Genomic DNA, 22,112 nt, shown 5'->3' with positions numbered 1-22,112 from the left:
AAGACGGGTGGGAGCGAGAAAGGATGCATGGCGACCAAAACGCCGCAGGCCTCAGGGCCTTCAGGCGTCGTCGCCGAGGAAGTCTTTCAGTATGCCCCAGCGTTCCGCCTTTTCCGCCAGGGTCCGGGATGCATGGGCCGGGCTGGACGACGGCAGGTCGATCAGGGTCAGCCCCTCGGCGCGGGCCAGAATCTTGCGCCCGCCCCTGGCCGCCGTCGCGCCGTTGAAGGCGACGGCCTTCAGGCTCGGCAGGCCCGCGATCAGGCCGCGAAGGTCCGCTGCTTCCGGTGACCTTATGGCGGCGTCCAGACTGCCCGCTCGCTGGGCCGAGGCGATCACGTCCCACAGGCCGACGCCCGCGGCCATCAGGGCCTCGACGCGATCGGAATAGGCCATGGCGTGCAGGTCGCGCCCGATCGCCACGCTGATCAGCCGCCAGAAGCCGTTCTGCGGGTGGGCGTAGTACTGGGCCGCATTCAGCGAGGCGTCGCCCGGCAGACTGCCGAGGACGAGGACCCGGGTCCGCTCATCGACGAGGGGCGCGAAGGCCCGCTTGAGCGTCACCGCCCCTGTTCGATGTAGGGCTTGTCGTCGCGCAGCCAGCCGGTGATCGACAGGCGCGGCGCCCCGGCATAGGGGGCGACGGTCGCAACCGTGTGCCATTGCGGCGTCCGGAACAGGGTGAGGACGTTGAACCTCGGCATCAGCCCGCGCGGCACGTCGCCGCCTTCATCGTGGAACAGCAGCTGGCCGCCCCAGTCCGTGCGCCAGTCGCGCGTCAGCCCCAGAGTATAGGCCGCCCGGCGTTCGCCCACGCCGGTGTCGTTGTGCAGGGTCAGATAGTCGCCGGGCCGAAACAGGGTCGCCTGGGCGTCGATCTTGGTGATGCCGGTCTCGCCCGCCACGGCGGCGCAAAAGTCGCGTGCCTGCGGGCTGTTCAGCAACTGGACCAGTTCATGCGTCGGATGTCCGGGCTCGTTGCCGGCCAGCAGGGCGTCGATGATCGGATAGGACAGGAAGCTGAAGGCGAAACCGGTCCGCGCGCCGGTCATTGCCTCGCGGGCCTTCGCAGCGACCCCGTCGCGACCGAGTTTCTGGATCGCCTCGGGCGAGAGCCATTCGCCCTTGCCCGCAGCATTGGTCAGCGAGAAGCCCCAGGGCGTCGCGGTCTTCAGCGCCGCCTCAAGGCGGTCGGCGCTGTCGGGTGTGAGGAAGTCCGGCACCTGCACCACGCCGTCGCGCCGGAACGCCCCGACATAGTCGCGGGCGTCGAGTGTCGGGTTCAGGCGGATGGGTTCGGGCACGCCCTATCCGAACACGCGCCTGAACACCGTGTCCACATGCTTGGTGTGGTAGCCGAGGTCGAACAGGGCCTCGAGTTCGGCGTCGGGGACGATGACCTCGGGATCTTCCTTAAGGAAGTCGAGGAAGTTGCCCTCGCCGCGCCAGACCTTCATCGCGTTGCGCTGAACCGCCGCGTAGCTGTCCTCGCGCGACTGACCCAGCTGGGTCAGGGCCAGCAGGACGCGCTGCGAGTGAACGAGACCGCCGAGCTTGTCGAGGTTCTTCTGCATGTTGTCCGGATAGACCAGCAGCCGCTCCATCACGCCGGCCAGACGGTTCAGGGCGAAGTCGAGGTGGATGGTGGCGTCGGGGCCGATGCCGCGCTCGACCGACGAATGGCTGATGTCCCGCTCGTGCCACAGGGCGACGTTCTCCATCGCCGGGACGACCGACGAGCGGACCAGACGGGCCAGGCCGGTCAGGTTCTCGGTCAGGATCGGGTTGCGCTTGTGCGGCATGGCCGACGAGCCCTTCTGGCCCTTGTCGAAGAACTCCTCGGCTTCGAGGACCTCGGTGCGCTGCAGGTGGCGGATTTCGACCGCCAGCCGCTCGATCGACGAGGCGACGACGCCGAGCGCCGCGAAGAAGGCCGCATGCCGGTCGCGCGGGATCACCTGGGTCGAGACGGTCTCGACCTGCAGACCCATCTTCCCGGCGACATACTCTTCCACCGCCGGATCGACGTTGGCGAAGGTGCCCACGGCCCCGGAGATGGCGCAGGTGGCGATCTCTTCCTTGGCCGTGATCAGGCGGCGTTTCGCCCGCTGGAACTCGGCGTGATAGCCGGCCAGCTTCAGGCCGAAGGTCACCGGCTCGGCGTGGATGCCGTGCGACCGGCCCACGGTCGGAGTGTATTTGTGCTCCTTGGCCCGCGCCTCCAGCGCTGCCAGCACCCGATCGACGCCCGCGATCAGCAGGTCCGACGCCCGCGCCAGCTGCACCGCGAAACAGGTGTCGAGCACGTCCGAGGAGGTCATGCCCTGGTGCAGGAAGCGGGCCTCCTCGCCGACGGTCTCCGACACATGGGTCAGGAAGGCGATCACGTCGTGCTTGGTCGTGCGCTCGATCTCGTCGATGCGGTCCGAGTCCCAGGCGGCGTTCTCCCCCTTGGCCCAGATGGCTTCGGCGGCCTCGGTCGGGATGACGCCCAGCTCGGCCATCTTCGTGGCGGCATGGGCTTCGATCTCGAACCAGATCTTGTACTTGGTCTCGGAGGACCAGATGGCGACGGCTTCGGGGCGGGAATAGCGGCTGATCATGGGCGCCCCTAAAGGCTCCCGCAGGGGCTCATGTCAAGGAAACGCGGGTCGACCGACCATCCGGCGACCCGAAATGTCGGCGCCGCCTGCAGGTGCAAAGCCGGGTTCCGCAAACGCAGGTGAGGCCCTCCCTGACCGACTTGTCCGGATCAATGATTTCGGGTCTGGTCCGCAGCGTTTCGCCAGCAGGAGACTTTGCGATGAACCGACGCGATCTGATCGCCGCAGCGGCCGTGGCCGGCGGAGCCCTGACCCTGCCGGGCGCTGCGATCTCGGGGACGGTTCAGGCCTCCAGCCGCCTTCGCCTGGGCATGATCGGCGTGGGCATGCGTGGCCGGGTCCTGCTCCGCGAACTGGTGCGCCGCGACGACATCGAGGTCGCCGCCCTTTGTGACATCGACGCCTTCACCCTGGACAAGGCGCTGGAACAGTTCACCGAGGCCGGCAAGCCCGCGCCCCGGCTCTACACCGGCTCCAGCGAGGCCTGGCGAGAGATGCTGGCATCCGCCGATCTGGACGGCGTCGTCATCGCCACCCCCTGGGAACTGCACGCCCCCATGGCCATCGGCGCCATGCGCGCCCGCGTCCCCGTGGCCTGCGAGGTCGTGGCCGGCGTCACCCTGGACGACCATTGGCAGGTCCTGCGCACCCAGCAGGAGACCGGAACGCCCTACATGCTGCTGGAGAACGTCTGCTACCGGCGCGACGTCATGGCCGTGCTGAACATGGTCCGCCAGGGCGTCTTCGGCGAGATGATCCACCTGGAGGGGGGCTACCAGCACGACCTTCGCGCCGTGAAGTTCAACGCCGGCGTCCCCGGTCAGGCCTATGGCGGCGGGGTCGAGTTCGGCGAGCAGGGCTGGTCCGAGGCGCGCTGGCGCACCAGCCACTCGGTGGAACGCAACGGCGACCTTTATCCAAGCCACGGCATTGGCCCCTGCGCCATGTGGGCCAACATCAACCGCGGCAACCGGTTTACCCGCCTGACCAGCTACGCCTCAAAGGCCCGCGGCCTGCATAACTATGTGGTCGCCGAGGGCGGGGCCGATCATCCGAACGCCCGGGTGAACTTCCGCCTCGGCGACGTGGTCCAGACCATGATCGGCTGCGAGAACGGCGAGACGATCATGCTCAGCCACGACACCAACCTGCCGCGCCCCTATTCGCTGGGCTTCCGGGTCCAGGGCGAGAAGGGGCTGTGGATGGACCTCAACAAGTCCATCTACGTCGAGGGGCAGAGCCCCCGACCGCACCAGTGGGAAGAGGCCCAGGCCTGGCTGGATCGCTACGACCATCCGCTGTGGCAGGCCTACTCGGCCCAGGCCGAGGGCGCGGGCCACGGCGGCATGGACTTCTTCGTCGTCCACGCCTTCGTCGAAGCGCTGAAGGCCGCCGCGCCCATGCCCATCGACATCTACGACGCCGTGACCTGGAGCGCGGTGACGCCGCTGACAGAGGCCTCGATCGCCGACGGGAATCGCACCATCGACTTCCCCGACTTCACCGCTGGCGCCTGGCGTGACCGGGCGCCGATCTTCGCTTTCGACAACCGCTATTGAGAGACACGGCCATGGAACTGATCGTCGGCAACATGGCCTTCTCGACCTGGTCGCTGCGCCCCTGGCTGGTGCTCAAGCGGTGTGGGGCCGAGTTCACCGTCCGGGAGATCCCCCTGTACGGCCCTGAATCGGCCCCGGCCCTCGCTGAGCACTCGCCCTCCGGCAAGGTGCCGGTGCTGAAGGTCGACGGCGTGACCATCTGGGATTCGATGGCGATCTGCGTCTTTGCGGCCGAACGCTATCCGCAGGCCAGGCTGTGGCCCGCCGATGCCCATGCTCGCTGGCTGGCCCGGTCGGTGGCGTGCGAGATGCACTCGAGCTTCGGCGCCCTGCGCAGCGAATGCGGGATGGGGCCTGACTCTGCCGGGGTCATCCACACCATGGTCGGCCCCGACCGCGCGCCGACCCCGACGAGCGAGACGGTCGCCGCTGACGTCCGCCGGTTCGTGGCCATAGTCACCGAGATGCGCGCCCGCTTCGGAGCTGACGGCCCCTGGCTGTTCGGCGAATGGTCGATGCCGGACGCCTTCTTCACACCCCTGGCCACCCGCTTCCGCCACTATCAGATCGACCTGGCGGCCCACGGTGACGTCGATGGCGTGGCGGCCACATATGTTGCCGGGTTGCTACAGCAGCCGGACTTCCTCGAATGGGCGGAACTGGCTGTCACGGTTCGGCCTTAGGTGGGCGTCACTGCCGATTAACGAGACCTGCGAACGAGCCCTTAAGGGAACGGCGTTACGGTCCCGATCGAACCTGAGACCGCTTCGCCCCCGGGACTGCCAACATGTCCGCACAGCCGACGACCGCCCCGAACATCGCCCCGCCGGAGGCCCAGCGCCGCCCGACGTTGATGACCTATGGCGTGTTCATTCTCGTCGGCTGCTGCCTGTGCGCCTCTCTGGTCGGCAGCATCCTGTAAGACGCTCGACCGCCGTTGAGATAGCTGATATAAAAAACCCTATAAATCAGCTGCTTGCTGGAACGCGCTGGTTTGAGCGGCCAAGACTTGCACTCTCTGGACTCGGAAAAAACGAGTCCACTTTAGCCAAACCGACCTGGGGTCTAGCGCGTCCCGACGGGCGCCATCGACGCGACCTGTACCGGCTCCGTCGGCGCGGGCAGCTGCCCGGGTGGCGGGGCCACATAGTCCAGGTTGATCGGCACCAGCGTCTGCCCCGCCACCACGGCGTCGAGCGTGTTCAGCGGCCCGCCGGTCATGCGCTGATAGATCCAGTAGGCCGCCACGACCTTCTCCACGTATTCGCGCGCCTGGGGCACGTCGATCGTCTCGATTAGCAGCAGGGGATCGGGATTCGGACCCAGCCGGCGCAGGGCGCCCAGCATCGGGCCGGGGCCGGCGTTGTAGCTGGCCACGGCCCGCAACAGGTCGCCCTGGAACTCGGGCCGGGCCAGCATGCGGTTCACATAGTTCTGACCCAGGCGGACATTGGTCGCCGGCGTAAACAGCCGCTGCGGGTTGGAGACGAAGCCCCGGTCGCCGGTCATTTCCGCCGCCGTCGACGGCATCACCTGCATCAGGCCATAGGCGCCGACGGGCGAGCGGGCTGAGGCGTTGAAGGCGCTTTCCTTGCGGGCGATCGCGTAGACCAGCGAGCGTTCAAGGGTCCAGCCGCCCTCGGGCGTGATCTCCGGCATCGGATAGTCGGCCGCATCGATCCGCGTCCCATCGCTGTTGCCGCCGCCCAGACGGGGTCCGAGCACGCGGGCAAGGCCCGTCCACAGGCGACGGGTCCGGTCGCTTGCGGTGCGCAGACCGTTTCTCAGTTCGTCGCGGGCGTCGCTCTGCCGGCCGATCTCGAAGAAGGCGACTGTGCGTCGGGCGCGGGAGTCGCTGTTCAGGAACTCGTCCATCTCGCGCTGGTTGACGCCGACGGGGCCGTCGCTGACCGAAGACGTGCGGGCCACCGCCTCATAGGGGGTGGGGCCGCCGCTGTTCACGATCGTCGGCTCCTGGCCGAGCTGACGCAGAGCGATCTGACCGTAGAAGGTGGCGGGCCAGCGGGCGGACAGGGTCAGAAACTCCTGGATCCGGTCCTGACGGCCGATCTGACCGGCGGCGCGGGCGGCCCAGAAGCCGGCCCCGGCGCGGGTCCAGCCGTCTTCCGTCGGATCGAAGGCGACGCGCTCGAAGGCCGTGAAGGCGCGGGGGTAGTCGCCCATCCGCCATGCGGCCAGGCCCACGACCCACCAGTCGCCGATCTGTTCGCCCTGTGTCACGGCGCCCTGAAGGTCGTCGCGGTTCAGGGCGACGCGGGCGGCCTTGGCCGGATCGGCCTCGGAGTTGCCGCCGGCCGCCGCCACCTGATCCCAGGCGCGGCTGAAATATGCCCCTGTCGGGCGTCGCGGCGCCTCGGCGCCGTCCGGGCGGCGTCGTTCGGCCAGGGCATAGACCCTCTGCGCGCTGGGCAGGTCGGCATAGTCCTGAAGCCAGGCCGCCAGTTCGTCATAGGTGGCGGTGTGGTCGGGGTGGAACAGGCGTTCGAACTCGACCTGTCCCAGCAGGACCCGGTCGCCGGCCTGGCGCGCGGAGTTGCGGGCTGTCTCCAGATCGCCGCGACGCAGGGCGTCGAAGGCGCTGGTGTAGCTCAACCGGTCGGCGTTCGAGAGGGCACTGGTGCTGATCCGGATGCCCTGCTCGCCCTCTTCGCTGGTCTCCGCGGCGACCACGGAAAGGTAGGCTTCGGGCGCGGCCAGGACGGGCAGGGCGACAGCAGATGCGGCAGCGACCACAAAGGCGAGCGTCGGCGCTCGAAGGGCGCGGCGGCGGAAACTGAACAAGGCGGCGGCCCCCTCGTGCTGCGCGTTTCCCGTCTCGATTCGGGATGACACGCGCGGTCTGCGATCGGTCGTCAAACAAGAAGTATGCCGCAACGCAGTGAATCCCTCAATCACAACAGCGGCATGGAACCGTATAACTCTGGTTTTAGGCCTTTTCCTGTCCGTCCAGCTTCACCGCGAGCTCCAGCATATCCGCCCAGACCTGACGCTTGGCCTGGGGCTGACGCAGCAGGAAGGCGGGGTGCAGGGTCGGCATGACCGGGGCCGTGACGTCGCCCTCCGCCAGTCGCCACTCCCGCCACTGGCCGCGCATCCTCATGATGCCCTCGTCGGTCTTCAGAACGCCCTTGGCCGCCGCCGCGCCCAGCAACAGCACCGCCCTGGGCTTCATCAGGAAGAAGGCCCGCTCCACGAAGGGGGCGCAGACAGCCTGCTCCAGGGGCGTCGGCGTCCGGTTACCGGGCGGTCGCCAGAAGACGGTGTTGGTGATGTAGACTTTGTCGCTCAGCCCGGCCGCCGCGATCATCCTGTCCAGCAGCTTGCCCGCGCGCCCGACGAAGGGCTGACCCGCTGCGTCCTCCTCCGCCCCCGGCGCCTCGCCGATGATCAGGATCGGAGCGTGCGGATCGCCGCGTCCGAACACGCAGCCCTTCGCACCCATCCCGACCAGTTCGCAGCCCTTGAAGCTGGCGGCCGCCTCGGCCAGCGCCTCCATCGTGTCTGCGCCGTTCGCCAGCCTGCGGGCGTCGGAGGTCGCATCGACCATGTCCACAATGGGCGTCACGGACGCCGTCGCCTTGGCTACCGCCTTCAGGGCGGGCGCGACCACGATGGTCCGGTCGACGGCGGCCTCTTCGAAACAGGCGTCCACACCCGCGTCAGCCCAGAAGGCGAGCAGGCTTTCGATGGCGGCGATGTCTCGGGGTTCGGCGTTCATGGCTGGACTCGATCAGGGATAAGCCTTGACCGCCCTCGCGTCACCTTCCGATAAGTGGATAACGACAAGACGCACCAGGAACGAGAAACGACATGGCCGAGGAAGCGATCGAAGGCGGCGTTGAAACCGCGGCCCAGGAAGCCATCCTCGACAACCTGCCGCCGCTGGAGGCGCTGCAGGGCGTCGAGCGCGAGGTCATGGAGTATGACGTTCTGATCGTCGGCGGCGGCCCGGCCGGCCTCGCCGCCGCCATCCGCCTGAAACAGCGGGCCGAGAAGGACGGAAAAGAGATCACCGTCGCCGTTCTGGAGAAGTCGGCCGAGATCGGCGGCCACATCCTGTCGGGCGCCGTCATCGACCCCAAGGCGCTGAACGAGCTGTTCCCGGACTGGAAGGCCATGGGCGCGCCGCTGGAGACGCCGGTGAAGAAGGACCGGTTCATGGTCCTTGGGCCGATGGGCCAGATCAGCCTGCCGATGGCGATGTTGCCGCCCATGATGCACAACGACGGCTGCTACATCGCCTCTCTGGGCAATGTGACGCGTTGGCTGGGCGAACAGGCCGAGGGCATGGGCGTCGAAGTCTATCCCGGCATGGCCGCCAGTCACGTCGTCTGGGATGAACCGTCGGGCCGGGTGAAGGGGGTCGTCGCCGGCGTGTTCGGCATCGACAAGCACGGCGCCCCGACCGGCGACTTCCAGCCCGGCATCGAACTGCACGGCAAATACGTCTTCATCGCCGAGGGCGTGCGCGGCTCGCTGGCCAAGACCATCACGGCCCGCCACAAGCTGCAGGCCGGCAAGTCGCCCCAGAAATACGGCATCGGCCTGAAGGAGCTTTGGCAGGTCCCGCCGGAGAAGCACCAGCCCGGCCTGGCCCAGCACACGACCGGCTGGCCGCTGGACGAGTTCACCGGCGGCGGCTCCTTCATGTACCACTTCGGGGACAACTACGTGGCCATCGGCTACGTCGTGCACCTGAACTACAAGAACCCGTTCCTGTCGCCGTTCGACGAGTTCCAGCGCTTCAAGCACCACCCCGCGATCGCCGAACACCTGGAGGGCGGGACCCGCATCTCCTACGGCGCGCGTGCGATCACCGAGGGCGGTTTCCAGTCGGTGCCGAAGCTCAGCTTCCCCGGCGGCGTGTTGATCGGCTGCTCTGCCGGCTTCGTGAATGTCCCGCGCATCAAGGGCAGCCACAACGCGATGAAGACTGGCATGCTGGCCGCCGACGCCGCCTACGAGGCCGTCATGGCTGGCCGTTCGGGCGATGAACTGGTCGAATACCAGACGGCCTACGAGAACAGCTGGGTCTATCAGGAGCTGAAGCGAGTCCGGAACGCCAAGCCGTTCCTGACGAAGTTCGGCACGACCCTGGGCGGCGCGCTGGGCGTCTTCGACATGTGGTTCGGGACGGTCTTTGGCGGCCTGTCGATCTTCGGCACCCAGAAGCATACGAAGACGGATGCGGCCTCGACCGAGCCCTCGTCGAAGCACAAGCCGATCGCCTATCCGAAGCCGGACGGCAAACTCAGCTTCGACAAGCTCTCGTCGGTGTTCATCTCGAACACCAACCACGCCGAGGAACAGCCGGCCCACCTGAAGCTGATCGACCCGACCGTGCCGATCCGCGTCAACCTGCCGAAATACGGGGAACCCGCGCGCCTCTACTGCCCGGCCGGGGTCTACGAGGTCGTCTACGCCGACGAGGTCGCCCGGACCGATCCGAAGTTCGTCATCAACGCCCAAAACTGCGTCCACTGCAAAACCTGCGACATCAAGGATCCGTCGCAGAACATCGTCTGGACCACGCCCGAGGGCGGCGGCGGCCCGAACTATCCGAACATGTAGGTCATGCGGCGGGGGAGGGGCCTTGTCGCGGCCGCATAAGCCGGTGAATGTCGGGGAATGCGTCACGCCTCCCTCCGCTCGATCCTCATCGCCTTCACCGCCCTGACGGCGGCGCCCGTCTTCGCGCAGGAGGCGCCGCCGGTGGCCGATCCCGCGCCGCGCATTCAGGACGTCCTGCCCGAGCCGCCGGTCCGGGCGCCCCTGATCGTGGTGGGCGAGGGCGCCGAGCCCCCCGCGCCGACGATCGAGGCGATTCCCCGGGTCTGGTCTCCCGCTCCTCGCGATGAAGAGGGCCGCAGCGCCTACGGCCTCTATCTCTCCGGCCGATCCGCGCTGAGCCAGGGCGAAGCCGAGGCCGGGGCTATCTATCTCGGCGCCGTCGAGAGCCTGACTCCGGAACAGCCGTCGGTCCGCGACCAGGCCTTCACCGCAGCCCTGCTGGCCGGCGATCTCGACGTCGCGGCCCGGATCGCGCCCGATCCCGAAACCGCCTCACCCGTGATTACCGAGGCCGGGGCCCTCGTATCGGTGGTCCAGGCCTTCGTCGGCGGTGATGCGCGCGCGGCCAACGAGGCTCTGAAGGCACGCCCCGTCCTGGCGCCCCACGCCCGCGCCGCCGCCCTGATTGGCCCGTGGATCGCGGCTGCCGCCGGGGACTGGGATACCGCCCTGGCCGAACCCAATCCGACCGGCGATCCGATCACCGTCCTGTTCGGCCGCTATCATCACGCCCAGCTGCTGGAGCATCGCCGTCGCTTCGACGAGGCGGAGGCCGAGTTCCACGACCTGGCCTTCGACGCCCGCGCAGCGCCCCTGTTCCGCGCCGCCTATGGCGAGTTCCTGGAGCGTCGCGGAAAGCGCGCCGAGGCCCTGGCCTTCTATGACTCCACCCTGGCCGCCGGATCGCAGGACCCGACCATTGTCTCCGCAAAGGCGCGTGTCGATACCCGGGTCCGTCCGCCGGTCCTCGCCGACTATCGCGACGGCGCCGCCCGGGCCCTGATCATTGCCGCACGGCAGGCGTCCAGCGAGAACGCCAACGAGTTCGCGGTCGTCTATCTGCGCCTGTCGCTGAACCTGAAAGCCGAGCCGGAGAGCCTCTATCTGCTGGGCCAGACCCTGGCCAAGGCGAACCTTGATACCGCCGCCCGGGCCGCCATGGCCCGCGTGCCGCGCAGCGACCCGCCTCTGTTTGCCGGCGCCCAGGTCGCCATCGGCCTGAGCCTTGCCGAGGAACAGCGGCTGGACGAGGCCCTCGCCGCCTTCCAGAGCGCACGTGAGGCCAGCCCGAACGACCCGGCCATCGCCTTCGTCACTGCCGGCCAGCTGCTGCAACTCGAGCGGTACGAGGAGGCGCTGACCCTGCTGAACAGCCCGCTACTCGACACCGAAAATCAGAGCGCACAGGTCCGCTTCATGCGGGGCGCAACCTATGAGTCCCTCGGCCGGATTCCCGAGGCGGAGGCCCAGTTGTGGGCCGCATTGCAGGCGCAACCCGACGAGCCCTCCTACCTGAACTACCTCGGCTACCTCTGGGTCGACTCAGGGACGCGGGTCGAGGAAGGCGCCGCGATGATCGGCCGCGCCCATGCCGCCGAGCCCGATGACGGCAACATTCAGGACAGCCTCGGCTGGGCCCAGTACCGTCAGGGTCAGTACGACACCGCCGTCGAGACCCTGGAACAGGCCGTGGCCAAGGAGCCGGCCAATGCCGAGATCAACGACCATCTGGGCGACGCCTACTGGCAGGTCGGGCGTCGGCGCGAAGCCGGCTTCCAGTGGAACCGCGTCCTGACCCTGAACCCCGACGACGAACGCCGCGCCGAGGTGGAACGCAAGATCACCGAGGGGCTCGAGCTCTGAGCGCGCCCTGGCCCGACACGCTCTCGGAGGTCGCTCCGGCAAAGGTCAATCTGTTCCTCCATGTCGGTCCGCTCGACACCGACGGCTACCACCCGCTGTCCAGCCTCGTGGCGTTCGCCGATGTCGGCGACCGGGTCTGGGTGACCCATGCGGATCGTCTTTCCCTGACGGTCACCGGCCCCTTCGCGGGCGCGCTGGCGGGAAACGACGACAACCTGATCCTGCGAGTCCTGCGCGAACTGGGTCATGTGGCGGGCATCGGGGAGCCGTCTCTGGCGATCACCCTGGAGAAGAGCCTTCCCATCGCTGCGGGCCTGGGCGGCGGGTCGTCGGACGCCGGCAGCGCCCTGAGGCTGGCCACCAAGGCGCTGGGTCTCGACCTGCCCGATGCCGAACTGGCGCGGATCTCGCGCGTCGTCGGCGCCGACGGCCCGATGTGCCTCGCCGCGCGGTCGGCCTGGGCGGAGGGGATCGGCGACCGATTGACGTTCGAACCCGCGCTTCCGCCGCTGCATGCTGTTCTCGCCAATCCGGGCCGACCGTCGCCGACCGGGGCGGTCTATCGCGCCTATGACGCCGGAGCGCCGAAGTCCGCTGACCATCCTGCGCCTCCCGAAGACTGGTCGCCCGCGACAGTCATCGACTGGCTGGCGTCCCAGCGAAACGACCTTCAGGCGCCCGCGGTGTTTCTTGAGCCCGAGATCGGCGTCGCCCTGTCCGCCATGGCCGCGACCGGCGCACGTCTGACGCGGATGTCGGGATCGGGCGCGACCGTCTTCGGCCTGTTCGAGGACGCTGAGGCCGCAGCCGGCGCCGCCGCTAAGCTGCGCAGCAACCACGGCAATTGGTGGGTCGAGGCGACCGTGTTAGGCGACGATGCGGCCAAAGCGGCACAATAAGGCCAAGTAACGTCGTTGGCGTGCCGATGGCCCAGAGATCGCCCAGAGATGGCCCGAAGCTTTGCCTTGTCTATGTAAATAACGACACGATGTGGAACCTGTACCGTGTGAGAGGCTTTCATTGGCTTCGTAACACTGAGTAACGGGCCGCCAGCGTATCCTCCCCGGCGGCCTCTGCAGCATTGAAAAGGATACTGTCATGCTTCGCACTCGTCTTTTGACCGCGACCGCCGCCGTGGCCCTGTTCGCCGCCGGCTCCGCCTTCGCCCAGAACGCCCCGACGGCGCCCATGGGTCCCGCAACCACTCCGCCAGTCGCCGCCGAAGCGCCGATCGAGGCCCCGGCTGCCGCAGCGGCCCAGGCCGCGACGAACGCCGCCGCTCCGACGCAGGCCGCCGCCGTGGTGGAAAACAATGTGGTCGACGTGCTGCGCGCCAACGGCCAGTTCACGACCCTGCTGACCGCGCTCGACGCCGCCCAGCTGACCGAGACCCTCAGCACCCAGCCGGCGATCTCGATCTTCGCCCCGACCGACGCGGCCTTCGCGGCCATGTCCGAGGCCGACCGCACGCGCCTTCTAGACCCGGCCAACGTCAATGAACTGCGTCAGTTGCTGCTGTACCATGTGGTCGTCGCCGACGTGACCTCGGCCCAGATCGAGGGCGCCAAGGGCGGCGTCCCGACCGCCGCGACCACTGAAGTCCAGCTGGACGGCACGGGCGATGCGATCAAGGTCGACAACGCAACCGTCACGACGGCCGACGTCGACGCCGGCAACGGCTCGATCTTCATCATCGACCGCGTGCTGAACCCGGCCGAGTCGCTGGTGGCCACGGGCGACGCCGAGGCTGCGACGGCTCCGGCCGCCGATGACGCGGCGACCGGGACCCCGCCCGTCGATGAGGTTGTCGAAGGCTCGCCGTCCGCCGATGACGCCGTGACTACTGAGGATTCGGCCACCGCCGACGCCATGGACGCCGACAGCGCGACAGACGAGGATGCCATCGCTCCGCCGCCGACCACGCCTGCGGCTCCGACCACGGCCGCGCCGACCATGCCGCCGGTGACCTCGCCGACCACCACGACGACCACGACGCGCCCCGCGACCGGCGTGAACGCCCCGAACGGCCAGCCGGCCGCGACGACCACCACCGTCGCCTCGCCGACCGTCCCCAATCCGACGGACGGCCAGACCGATGACGAGGACGCCGACGAAACAATGACCGCGGCTCCGGTCCCCACGCCGCAGGCTTAATCAGCCCCACGCATGTTGAGTTGGAAGGCGGCGGGCCCTAGGGTCCGCCGCCTTTCTCTTTGCCCAAAAGCTGACCTCCCTGTGGCCACACCGTTCAAAGCGCCTGACAAACCCCTGGCCTTCCAGGACCTGATCCTGACCCTGCAGAAATACTGGGGCGATCGCGGCTGCGCGATCCTGCAGCCCTATGACGAGCAGGTCGGCGCCGGCACCCTGCACCCTGCGACCGTCTTGCGCGCGCTCGGCACGAAGCCGTGGAAGGCCGCCTACGTCCAGCCCAGCCGCCGCCCCGGCGACGGCCGCTATGGCGAGAACCCCAACCGCCTCCAGCACTATTACCAGTTTCAAGTCATCCTGAAGCCGAACCCGGCCGACCTTCAAGACCTCTATCTCGGCTCGCTGCGCGCCATCGGCATCGATCCGCGCCTGCATGACATCCGCTTTGTCGAGGACGACTGGGAGAACCCCACGGTCGGCGCCTGGGGCCTGGGCTGGGAGGTCTGGTGCGACGGCATGGAGGTGACCCAGTTCACCTATTTCCAGGGCGTCGGCGGCATCGAATGCGATGTCGTCTCGGGGGAGCTGACCTACGGGCTGGAGCGTCTGGCCATGTACGTCCAGGGCGTCGACAACGTCTATGACCTCAAGTTCAACGAGGCCGGCCTGACCTATGGCGAGGTCTTCCTCGAGAACGAACGCCAGCAGTCGGAAGCCAACTTCCACGGCTATGACGTCGAGGGGCTGAAGCGCCGGTTCGAGGACATGGAGGCGGAATCGACCCGTCTCCTCGCCATGACCGGACCCCAGGGCCAGCAGCTGGTCCTGCCCGCCTACGACCAGGTCCTGAAGGCCTCACACCTGTTCAACCTGATGGACGCCCGCGGCGCCATCGCCGTCGCCGAACGCCAGAGCTACATCGGCCGCATCCGCGACCTCTGCAAAGCCTGCGCCCTCGCCTACGTCGAACAAGAGCGGAAAACCGCCTGATGCCCCAACTCCTCCTCGAACTGTTCTCGGAAGAGATCCCCGCCCGCATGCAGCAGGGCGCCGCGCGCGACCTCGAACGCATGGCCTCCGAACGGCTGAAGGCCGCCGGCCTGACCTGGGATGCCCTGACCACCTACGCCGGGCCGCGCCGCCTGACGCTGGTGATCGAAGGTTTGCCGACCGCGACGCCGGATCGCTCCGAAGAGCTGAAGGGCCCGCGCGCCAATGCGCCGGAACAGGCGCTGGAAGGGTTCCTGCGCAAGACCGGCCTGACGCGCGACCAGCTGACCGAGCGCGACGGCGTCCTGTTCGCCGTCATCGACCAGAAGGGCGTCGAGACGACCGCCGTCGTCGCCGAGACTGTCGAGCAGATCGTCCGGAACTTCCCCTGGCCCAAGTCGATGCGCTGGGCCGACGCGACCCTGCGCTGGGTGCGGCCGCTGAAGCGGATCGTCTGCCTGTTTGACGGTGTGGTCGTGCCGTTCGTGATCGCCGACGGCTCGCCCGACATCGGCGGCGCAGTCCAGGGCATCGCCAGCGGCGACGCGACAGAGGGCCACCGCTTCCTCGGCACGGGCCGTCCGCTGAAGATCCGCGACTTCGCCGACTACCGGAAACAGCTGGCGGATAATTTCGTCATCCTCGACGTCGCCGACCGCAAGCTGAAGATCCTCGAGGCCGCCCGCGCCGCTTGCCACGGGCGCGATCTGGAGATGGTCGACGATGACGGCCTGCTGGACGAGGTCGCCGGCCTGGCCGAATGGCCGACACCGATCCTGGGCGACATGGACCCGCAGTTCCTCGACCTGCCGCCCGAGGTGGTGCGTCTGTCGATGAAGGTGCACCAGAAATACTTCGCCGTCCGCGACCCGGCGACGGGCAAGCTGGCCCCCAACTTCATCGTCGTCGCCAACGTCGAGGCCTCCGACGGCGGCGTGGCCCTGGCCGCCGGCAACAGCCGCGTCCTGTCCGCCCGCCTGAACGACGCCCGCTTCTTCTGGGACGAAGACCGCAAGGTCGGCTTCGACGCCTGGCTGTCGAAACTGTCCGGCGTCACCTTCCACGCCAAGCTGGGCACCCTCGCGGAACGCGTCGAGCGCATCGTCGCCCTGGCCCGCGAAATCGCCCCCCTGGTGGGCGCCGACCCGGACCAAGCCGAACGCGCCGCCCGCCTCGCCAAGGCCGACCTCGCCTCCGGCATGGTCGGCGAGTTCCCGGAGCTTCAGGGTGTCATGGGCGGCTACTACGCCCGCGCCTTCGGCGAGCCCGACGCCATCGCCGACGCCATCCGCGACCACTACAAGCCGCAGGGTCCGGCGGACTCTGTCCCGACCGCGCCCCTGACGGTCGCCGTCGCGCTGGCCGACAAGCTCGACACCCTCGTCGGCTTCTTCGCCATCGACGAAAAGCCCACCGGCTCGAAGGATCCGTTCGCGCTGAGGCGTGCGGCGTTGGGTGTGATTCGGTTGGTGTTGGATAACGGGGTGCGCGCCCCGTTACGCTCGCTGGTCGGATTCTCGGGTTCAACACTGGATGAAGGACTAGAGCTTTCGGGCCTGAGCGAAGATGCATTCAACGAAGAGGTCGCAGCCTTCTTCGCCGACCGCCTGAAGGTCCTCCTCCGCGATCAGGGCAAGCGCCACGACCTCGTCGACGCCGTCTTCGCCTTGGGAGACGACGACCTCGTGCGCATCGTCCGCCGCGTGGAGGCCCTCGACGCCTTCCTCGCCACAGACGACGGCGCCAACCTGCTGGCCGGCTACAAGCGCGCCTCCAACATCCTCAAGGCCGAGGAGAAGAAAGGCGCCGTTCCGACCGGCATGGTCCAGACCGGCCTGCCCAACCAGCCCGAGGCCGAGACGAAGCTAGCCTTCGCCGCCGAGTCCGCCCGCACGGCCGTCGAAACGGCCCTCGACGCCGAGGACTTCGCCGCCGCCATGACGGCCCTGGCCGCCCTGCGCGCCCCGGTGGACGCCTTCTTCACCGACGTTCTGGTCAACTCCGACGTGGCCGAGGAGCGCGACAACCGGCTCAAGCTGCTGGGTCAGGTGCGCGCCGTCATGGGCAAGGTTGCCGACTTCGGACAGGTGGCGGGGTAGCCGACTTCCTTCTCCCCCCTGCGGGAGAAGGTGGCAGCCGAAGACTGACGGATGAGGGGTCGCACCGGCGGCTGAGATGAGCTTTTACCGCGCTGACTTTCCAGGTCAGCGTGACCCCTCATCCGCCCCTCCGGGGCACCTTCTCCCGCAAGGGGAGAAGGGTTCAACGTCCTCCACCCGACACAACGGCTCTTCCTACGGCCAAGCTGAGACCTTGAGCATACCCGCGCGTTCCGACCGCAACCCCGCAGTCAGGACGCCCTCATGCCCACCGCCAAAACGCCCATGATCCCCGGCAACGCCGGGGAGACCCACCAGACCGCCTCGACACCGGAAACCCGGCTGACGACCAACCACGGCGTCCCCGTCAGCGACAACCAGAACACCCTGTCGGCTGGGCCGCGCGGCCCGCACCTGCTGGAAGACTTCGTACTGCGCGAGAAGATCCAGCATTTCGACCATGAACGGATCCCCGAGCGGATCGTCCACGCGCGCGGCTCGGCCGCCCACGGCGTGTTCGAGCTGACCGAGAGCCTGGCCGACTACACGACCGCCAAGATCCTGACCGAGGTCGGGAAACAGACCGAACTGTTCACCCGCTTCTCCACGGTCGCCGGCGGCGCCGGGTCGGTCGATACCCCCCGCGACGTGCGCGGCTTTGCGGTCAAAATGTACACGACCGAGGGCAACTGGGACCTGGTCGGCAACAACATCCCGGTCTTCTTCATCCAGGACGCGATCAAATTCCCCGACCTTATCCACGCGGTGAAGATGGAGGCCGACCGCGGCTATCCGCAGGCGGCCTCGGCGCACGACACATTCTGGGACTTCATCGGCCTGATGCCCGAGAGCACCCACATGATCATGTGGGCGATGAGCGACCGCACCATCCCGCGCTCGCTGCGGATGATCGAGGGCTTCGGCGTCCACACCTTCCGGCTGATCAATGCTGCGGGGAAGGCGACCCTGGTCAAGTTCCACTGGCGGCCGCGGCTCGGCACCCAGTCGACCTGCTGGGACGAGGCGGTCAAGATCGCGGGCGCCGACCCGGACTTCCACCGTCGCGACCTGTTCGAGGCCATCGACAACGGCGACTTCCCCGAGTGGGATCTGGCGGTCCAGCTGCTGACGCAGGACGAGGCCGACGCCCTGCCGTTCGACGTGCTGGATTCGACCAAGCTGATCCCTGAAGAGCTTCATCCGCTCCGCGTGATCGGCAAGATGACGCTGAACCGCAACCCGGACAACTTCTTCGCCGAGACCGAGCAGGTCGCCTTCCTCCCCACCAACATCCCGCCCGGCATCGACTTTTCGGAAGACCCGCTGCTGCAGGGCCGGCTCTTCTCCTACCAGGACACCCAGCTGTCGCGGCTGGGGACGGTCAACTTCCACCAGATCCCGATCAATCAGGCGAAGGGCTGCCCGTTCCAGAACATGCAGCGCGACGGCCAGATGCAGATGCAGGTGCCCAAGGGCCGCGCCAACTACGAGCCCAACAGCCTGTCGCAGGTCGGCGAGGACGGCGGTCCGCGCGAGGATCCGAAGGGCGGCTTCCGCTCGTTCGAGCAGCCGGTCGAAGGCACCAAGGTCCGCATCCGCGCGGAGACCTTCGCCGACCACTATTCGCAGGCGCGGCTGTTCTTCCTCAGCCAGACCGACATCGAACAGGCCCACCTCGCCAGCGCCCTGGTGTTCGAACTGTCCAAGGTGACGATGGACCATGTCCGCGCCCGGGTGCTGGGCAATCTCCAGAACGTGGACGCCGGGCTGGCTCAACGTGTCGCCGACGGGCTGAACGTCAAACTGCCGACAGCGAACCCGGCCGCCAGCGAGCCTTTCGACATGGACGCTTCGCCGGCGCTGCGCATCGTCGGCAAATATCCCGACACCCTGAAGGGTCGCGCGGTCGGCATCCTCGTCACCGACGGCGCCGACGGCGCGGTGGTCGACGCGGTCAAGGCCGCGGCCGAGGACGCGGGGGCGACGGTCAAGATCGTGGCCCCAAAGATCGGCGGCGTAAAGCTGAAAGGCGGCAAGATGCTGAAGGCCGACGGCCAGCTGGCCGGCACGCCGTCGGTGGTGTTCGACGCCGTAGCCCTCGTCCTTTCCGAGGCCGGTTGCGCAGAACTGACGAAGGAAGGCGCCGCCATCGATTTCGTCGCCCATGCCTTCGGTCACCTGAAGGCCATCGGCTACACGGCCGAGGCCCAGCCTCTGCTGGACAAGGCCAATGTCGAGCCGGATGACGGCGTCGTCGATCTGGCGGACGGCGCCGAGGCCTGGCTGGCTCCGGCGTCCACCCGCCAATGGGATCGCGAGCCCAAGGTTCGCATGCTGGCCTGACCCTCGCGTTCGGCGTCTCTCGCCCGGGAGACGCCGAAAGCGAAACAACCCATCACCCTTTGTTACAGCCCGGCCTCGCCTTCGCGTGCGCAGCACGGTAGTCAAGGCCGCATCCGAGCGGGGCCTGCCTGCCGCACTGATCCTCAAGGGACTACCGATGACTGACTGGGTGTACGGCTTCGGCGGCGGGTCCGCCGACGGCGATGCGTCGATGAAGAACCTGCTGGGCGGCAAGGGTGCGAACCTCGCCGAGATGGCGAAGCTGGGCCTGCCGGTGCCGCCGGGCTTCACCATCACGACCGAGGCGTGCGTCCACTATTTCTCGAACGGAAATGAGTACCCTGCAGATCTGGCGGGACAGGTCGCGGCGGGCCTGAAGGCCGTCGAATTGATCGTCGGCAAGACCTTCGGCGACGCGTCCAACCCGCTGCTGGTCTCGGTCCGCTCCGGCGCCCGCGCCTCCATGCCGGGGATGATGGACACGGTCCTGAACCTCGGCCTCAACGACGAGACGGTCGAGGGGCTGGCGAAACTTTCGGGCGACCGGCGCTTCGCCTTCGATTCCTACCGCCGCTTCATCACCATGTATTCGAACGTCGTGCTGGGCCTCAGCCATGACGACTTCGAGGAGGTCCTCGACGACCATAAGGATCGTCTGGGCGTCACCGTCGACACCGACCTGTCCGCCGCCGACTGGGAAAAGGTCGTCGCCGAGTACAAGACCGTGGTCGAGCGCGAGCTGGGCAAACCCTTCCCGCAGGACCCGCACGAGCAGCTGTGGGGCGCGGTCTCGGCCGTCTTCGCCAGCTGGATGAACGACCGCGCGAAATTCTATCGCCGCATGCATGACATCCCAGAGAGCTGGGGCACGGCCGTCAACATCCAGTCGATGGTGTTCGGCAATATGGGTGAGACCTCGGCCACGGGCGTCGCATTCACCCGAAATCCGTCGACAGGCGAATCGAAGCTGTACGGCGAGTTCCTGATCAACGCCCAGGGCGAGGATGTCGTCGCCGGCATCCGCACGCCGCAATCGCTGACGACCGCCGGGCGCGAGGAGATGGGCGAGACCGCTCCCTCCATGGAAGAGGCCATGCCGGTCGTCTTCGCCCAGTTCGTCGACGTTGTCGGCACGCTGGAACGGCACTACCGCGACATGCAGGACATCGAGTTCACGGTCGAACAGGGCCGGCTCTGGATGCTGCAGACCCGCAACGGCAAGCGCACCGCCAAGTCGGCCCTGAAGATCGCCGTCGACCTGGCCGCCGAGGGTGTCATCTCTCAGGAAGAGGCGATCAGCCGCGTCGAACCGTCCGCGCTCGACCAGCTGCTGCACCCGACGCTGGACCCCAACGCGACCCGCAACGTCGTGGCAGCGGGCCTCCCCGCCAGCCCCGGCGCCGCGACCGGCAAGATCTGTTTCGACGCCGACGAGGCCGAGCGGCTGAACCAGCTCGGCGACGCCGTGATTCTGGTCCGCGAGGAAACCTCGCCCGAAGACATTCACGGCATGCACGCGGCGCGCGGCATCGTTACGGCGCGCGGCGGCATGACCAGCCACGCGGCCGTCGTCGCGCGCGGCATGGGCCGTCCCTGCGTCTCCGGCGCCGGGGAGATCCACATCGACGAACGCGCCCAGACCTTCACCGCCCGGGGCCGCACCTTCAAGGCCGGCGAGGTCATCACCATCGACGGCTCGAAGGGCGAGGTCCTCGACGGGGCTGTGGCCATGATCGAGCCCGAGCTGACCGGCGACTTCCAGACCCTGATGGCCTGGGCCGACAAGGTTCGTCGCCTCAAGGTCCGCGCCAATGCCGAGACCCCGCTGGACGCCCGCACCGCGCGCGGCTTCGGCGCCGAGGGCATCGGCCTGTGCCGCACCGAGCATATGTTCTTCGACGAGGCCCGCATCGCCGCCGTGCGCGAGATGATTCTCGCCGACGACGAGGCCGGCCGCCGTCTGGCGCTGGCCAAGATCGAGCCGTTCCAGAAGTCGGACTTCGTCGAGCTGTTCACGATCATGGCCGGTCTCCCTGTGACTGTCCGCCTGCTCGACCCGCCCCTGCACGAGTTCATCCCGCACTCCGACGAGGACATCGACGCGCTCGCAGCCACCTCTGGCATCGACGCCGCCAAGCTGAAGCGCCGGGCGCGTGAGCTGCACGAGACCAACCCGATGCTCGGCCACCGCGGCTGCCGCCTCGGCGTCGCCTATCCCGAGATCTACGAGATGCAGGTGCGCGCGATCCTCGAGGCCGCGCTGGAGGTCAAGAAAACCGCCGCCGAGGCCCCCATCCCGGAGATCATGCACCCGCTGGTCGCCATGGGTCTGGAGATGAAATACCTGCGCGAACTGACCGACCGCACTGCGCGCGACGTCTTCGCCAAGGCCGGGGACAGCGTCGAATACCTGGTCGGCACCATGATCGAACTGCCCCGCGCCGCCCTCCGCGCCGGCGATCTGGCCGAACACGCCGAGTTCTTCTCTTTCGGCACCAACGACCTGACCCAGACGACGTTCGGCATCAGCCGCGACGATTCGGGCCGGTTCCTTCAGGCCTATATGGACAAGGGCATCTTCGAGACCGATCCCTTCGTCCGTCTGGACCAGGAAGGCGTCGGCGACCTGATCCGTATCGCCGCCGAGCGCGGCGGGGCCGTGCGTCCCGACATCAAGATGGGCATCTGCGGCGAGCACGGCGGCGACCCCGCCTCGATCGCCTTCTGCGAGGAAGTGGGCCTGGCCTACGTCAGTTGTTCGCCCTACCGCGTCCCGATCGCGCGTCTGGCGGCGGCCCAGGCGGCGCTGGTTTCCCGTGGCGGCGAGGCCCGCGAAAAGGACCGGTAGAGGTTCCCTTCTCCCCTTGCGGGAGAAGGTGGCCGAGCGAAGCGAGGTCGGATGAGGGGTCACT

The 22,112-nt window shown here is 68.0% G+C and carries 16 protein-coding genes; 11 read left to right on the top strand and 5 right to left on the bottom strand.

The features are described from left to right. Positions 1 to 60: 60 nt before the first annotated feature. From ACW17Y_RS12115 to purB, 3 genes are read right to left on the bottom strand one after another with little or no spacing between them, the layout of a single operon-like run. Positions 61 to 564 (bottom strand): DNA-deoxyinosine glycosylase, encoded by a 504-nt coding sequence (locus tag ACW17Y_RS12115; protein ID WP_492035948.1) that lies wholly within the window; start codon positions 562 to 564, stop codon positions 61 to 63. Then, positions 561 to 1,304: a 2OG-Fe(II) oxygenase gene (locus ACW17Y_RS12110; RefSeq protein WP_492035947.1), complete on the bottom strand. Its 744-nt coding sequence runs from the start codon at positions 1,302 to 1,304 to the stop codon at positions 561 to 563. Before ACW17Y_RS12110 ends, ACW17Y_RS12115 begins: the two co-directional genes overlap by 4 nt. Positions 1,305 to 1,307: 3 nt before the next feature. Then, positions 1,308 to 2,603 carry an adenylosuccinate lyase gene (purB, locus tag ACW17Y_RS12105; protein ID WP_492035946.1) on the bottom strand — a complete coding sequence of 432 codons (1,296 nt, stop codon included), beginning with the start codon at positions 2,601 to 2,603 and terminating at the stop codon, positions 1,308 to 1,310. 200 nt (positions 2,604 to 2,803) lie between these two features. On the opposite strand from purB, the gene ACW17Y_RS12100 reads away from it, so the two are divergent. The 3 genes from ACW17Y_RS12100 (at position 2,804) to ACW17Y_RS12090 (ending at position 5,084) form a co-directional block, all read left to right on the top strand. Then, positions 2,804 to 4,162: a Gfo/Idh/MocA family protein gene (locus tag ACW17Y_RS12100; protein WP_492035945.1), complete on the top strand. Its 1,359-nt coding sequence runs from the start codon at positions 2,804 to 2,806 to the stop codon at positions 4,160 to 4,162. 11 nt (positions 4,163 to 4,173) lie between these two features. Then, entirely contained in the window at positions 4,174 to 4,845 is a 672-nt protein-coding gene (locus tag ACW17Y_RS12095; RefSeq protein WP_492035944.1) for a glutathione S-transferase family protein, read from the top strand. Positions 4,846 to 4,949: 104 nt separating this feature from the next. Then, a complete protein-coding gene (locus tag ACW17Y_RS12090; protein ID WP_492035943.1) occupies positions 4,950 to 5,084 on the top strand; it encodes a hypothetical protein in 135 nt (44 codons plus the stop codon). Between the two features lie 143 nt (positions 5,085 to 5,227). Here ACW17Y_RS12090 and ACW17Y_RS12085 read toward each other — a convergent pair whose 3' ends face one another. Together ACW17Y_RS12085 and ACW17Y_RS12080 are read right to left on the bottom strand one after the other, a co-directional pair. Beyond that, a complete protein-coding gene (locus ACW17Y_RS12085; protein WP_492035942.1) occupies positions 5,228 to 7,015 on the bottom strand; it encodes a lytic transglycosylase domain-containing protein in 1,788 nt (595 codons plus the stop codon). A 94-nt stretch (positions 7,016 to 7,109) separates the two neighbouring features. After that, positions 7,110 to 7,901 carry a uracil-DNA glycosylase gene (locus ACW17Y_RS12080; RefSeq protein WP_492035941.1) on the bottom strand — a complete coding sequence of 264 codons (792 nt, stop codon included), beginning with the start codon at positions 7,899 to 7,901 and terminating at the stop codon, positions 7,110 to 7,112. Positions 7,902 to 8,098: 197 nt separating this feature from the next. On the opposite strand from ACW17Y_RS12080, the gene ACW17Y_RS12075 reads away from it, so the two are divergent. From ACW17Y_RS12075 to ppdK, 8 genes are all read left to right on the top strand, one after another. Continuing rightward, positions 8,099 to 9,754, top strand: a complete 1,656-nt coding sequence (locus ACW17Y_RS12075; protein WP_492038294.1) for an electron transfer flavoprotein-ubiquinone oxidoreductase — start codon at positions 8,099 to 8,101, stop codon at positions 9,752 to 9,754. Between the two features lie 57 nt (positions 9,755 to 9,811). Next, positions 9,812 to 11,617 carry a tetratricopeptide repeat protein gene (locus tag ACW17Y_RS12070; protein ID WP_492035940.1) on the top strand — a complete coding sequence of 602 codons (1,806 nt, stop codon included), beginning with the start codon at positions 9,812 to 9,814 and terminating at the stop codon, positions 11,615 to 11,617. Further along, on the top strand, positions 11,614 to 12,516 hold the full coding sequence (locus ACW17Y_RS12065; protein WP_492038293.1) for a 4-(cytidine 5'-diphospho)-2-C-methyl-D-erythritol kinase: 903 nt from the start codon (positions 11,614 to 11,616) through the stop codon (positions 12,514 to 12,516). The genes ACW17Y_RS12070 and ACW17Y_RS12065 overlap by 4 nt, the downstream gene beginning before the upstream one ends. A 199-nt stretch (positions 12,517 to 12,715) precedes the next feature. Continuing rightward, positions 12,716 to 13,771: a fasciclin domain-containing protein gene (locus tag ACW17Y_RS12060; protein ID WP_492035939.1), complete on the top strand. Its 1,056-nt coding sequence runs from the start codon at positions 12,716 to 12,718 to the stop codon at positions 13,769 to 13,771. An 81-nt stretch (positions 13,772 to 13,852) separates the two neighbouring features. Then, on the top strand, positions 13,853 to 14,758 hold the full coding sequence (locus ACW17Y_RS12055) for a glycine--tRNA ligase subunit alpha (protein WP_492035938.1): 906 nt from the start codon (positions 13,853 to 13,855) through the stop codon (positions 14,756 to 14,758). Beyond that, positions 14,758 to 16,857 carry a glycine--tRNA ligase subunit beta gene (gene glyS, locus ACW17Y_RS12050; protein WP_492035937.1) on the top strand — a complete coding sequence of 700 codons (2,100 nt, stop codon included), beginning with the start codon at positions 14,758 to 14,760 and terminating at the stop codon, positions 16,855 to 16,857. The genes ACW17Y_RS12055 and glyS overlap by 1 nt, the downstream gene beginning before the upstream one ends. Positions 16,858 to 17,121: 264 nt before the next feature. After that, on the top strand, positions 17,122 to 19,200 hold the full coding sequence (locus ACW17Y_RS12045) for a catalase (RefSeq protein ID WP_492035936.1): 2,079 nt from the start codon (positions 17,122 to 17,124) through the stop codon (positions 19,198 to 19,200). 157 nt (positions 19,201 to 19,357) lie between these two features. Then, entirely contained in the window at positions 19,358 to 22,048 is a 2,691-nt protein-coding gene (gene ppdK / locus ACW17Y_RS12040; RefSeq protein ID WP_492035935.1) for a pyruvate, phosphate dikinase, read from the top strand. Positions 22,049 to 22,112: the final 64 nt, after the last annotated feature.

This window comes from Brevundimonas sp. AVps7, from assembly GCF_058681545.1.
The sequence above is the reverse complement of the archived record's forward strand: the minus strand, read 5'-3'. Positions and strand labels throughout refer to the sequence as shown.

Bases quoted from the DNA above. Each gene is read 5' to 3' on its own strand.
- ACW17Y_RS12070 (WP_492035940.1), top strand. From the start codon at position 9,812: ATGCGTCACGCCTCCCTCCGCTCGATCCTCATCGCCTTCACCGCCCTG.
- ACW17Y_RS12090 (WP_492035943.1), top strand. From the start codon at position 4,950: ATGTCCGCACAGCCGACGACCGCCCCGAACATCGCCCCGCCGGAGGCC.
- ACW17Y_RS12075 (WP_492038294.1), top strand. From the start codon at position 8,099: ATGGAGTATGACGTTCTGATCGTCGGCGGCGGCCCGGCCGGCCTCGCC.
- purB (WP_492035946.1), bottom strand. From the start codon at position 2,603: ATGATCAGCCGCTATTCCCGCCCCGAAGCCGTCGCCATCTGGTCCTCC.
- ACW17Y_RS12060 (WP_492035939.1), top strand. From the start codon at position 12,716: ATGCTTCGCACTCGTCTTTTGACCGCGACCGCCGCCGTGGCCCTGTTC.
- ACW17Y_RS12095 (WP_492035944.1), top strand. From the start codon at position 4,174: ATGGAACTGATCGTCGGCAACATGGCCTTCTCGACCTGGTCGCTGCGC.
- ACW17Y_RS12100 (WP_492035945.1), top strand. From the start codon at position 2,804: ATGAACCGACGCGATCTGATCGCCGCAGCGGCCGTGGCCGGCGGAGCC.
- ACW17Y_RS12045 (WP_492035936.1), top strand. From the start codon at position 17,122: ATGCCCACCGCCAAAACGCCCATGATCCCCGGCAACGCCGGGGAGACC.
- ppdK (WP_492035935.1), top strand. From the start codon at position 19,358: ATGACTGACTGGGTGTACGGCTTCGGCGGCGGGTCCGCCGACGGCGAT.
- glyS (WP_492035937.1), top strand. From the start codon at position 14,758: ATGCCCCAACTCCTCCTCGAACTGTTCTCGGAAGAGATCCCCGCCCGC.
- ACW17Y_RS12080 (WP_492035941.1), bottom strand. From the start codon at position 7,901: ATGAACGCCGAACCCCGAGACATCGCCGCCATCGAAAGCCTGCTCGCC.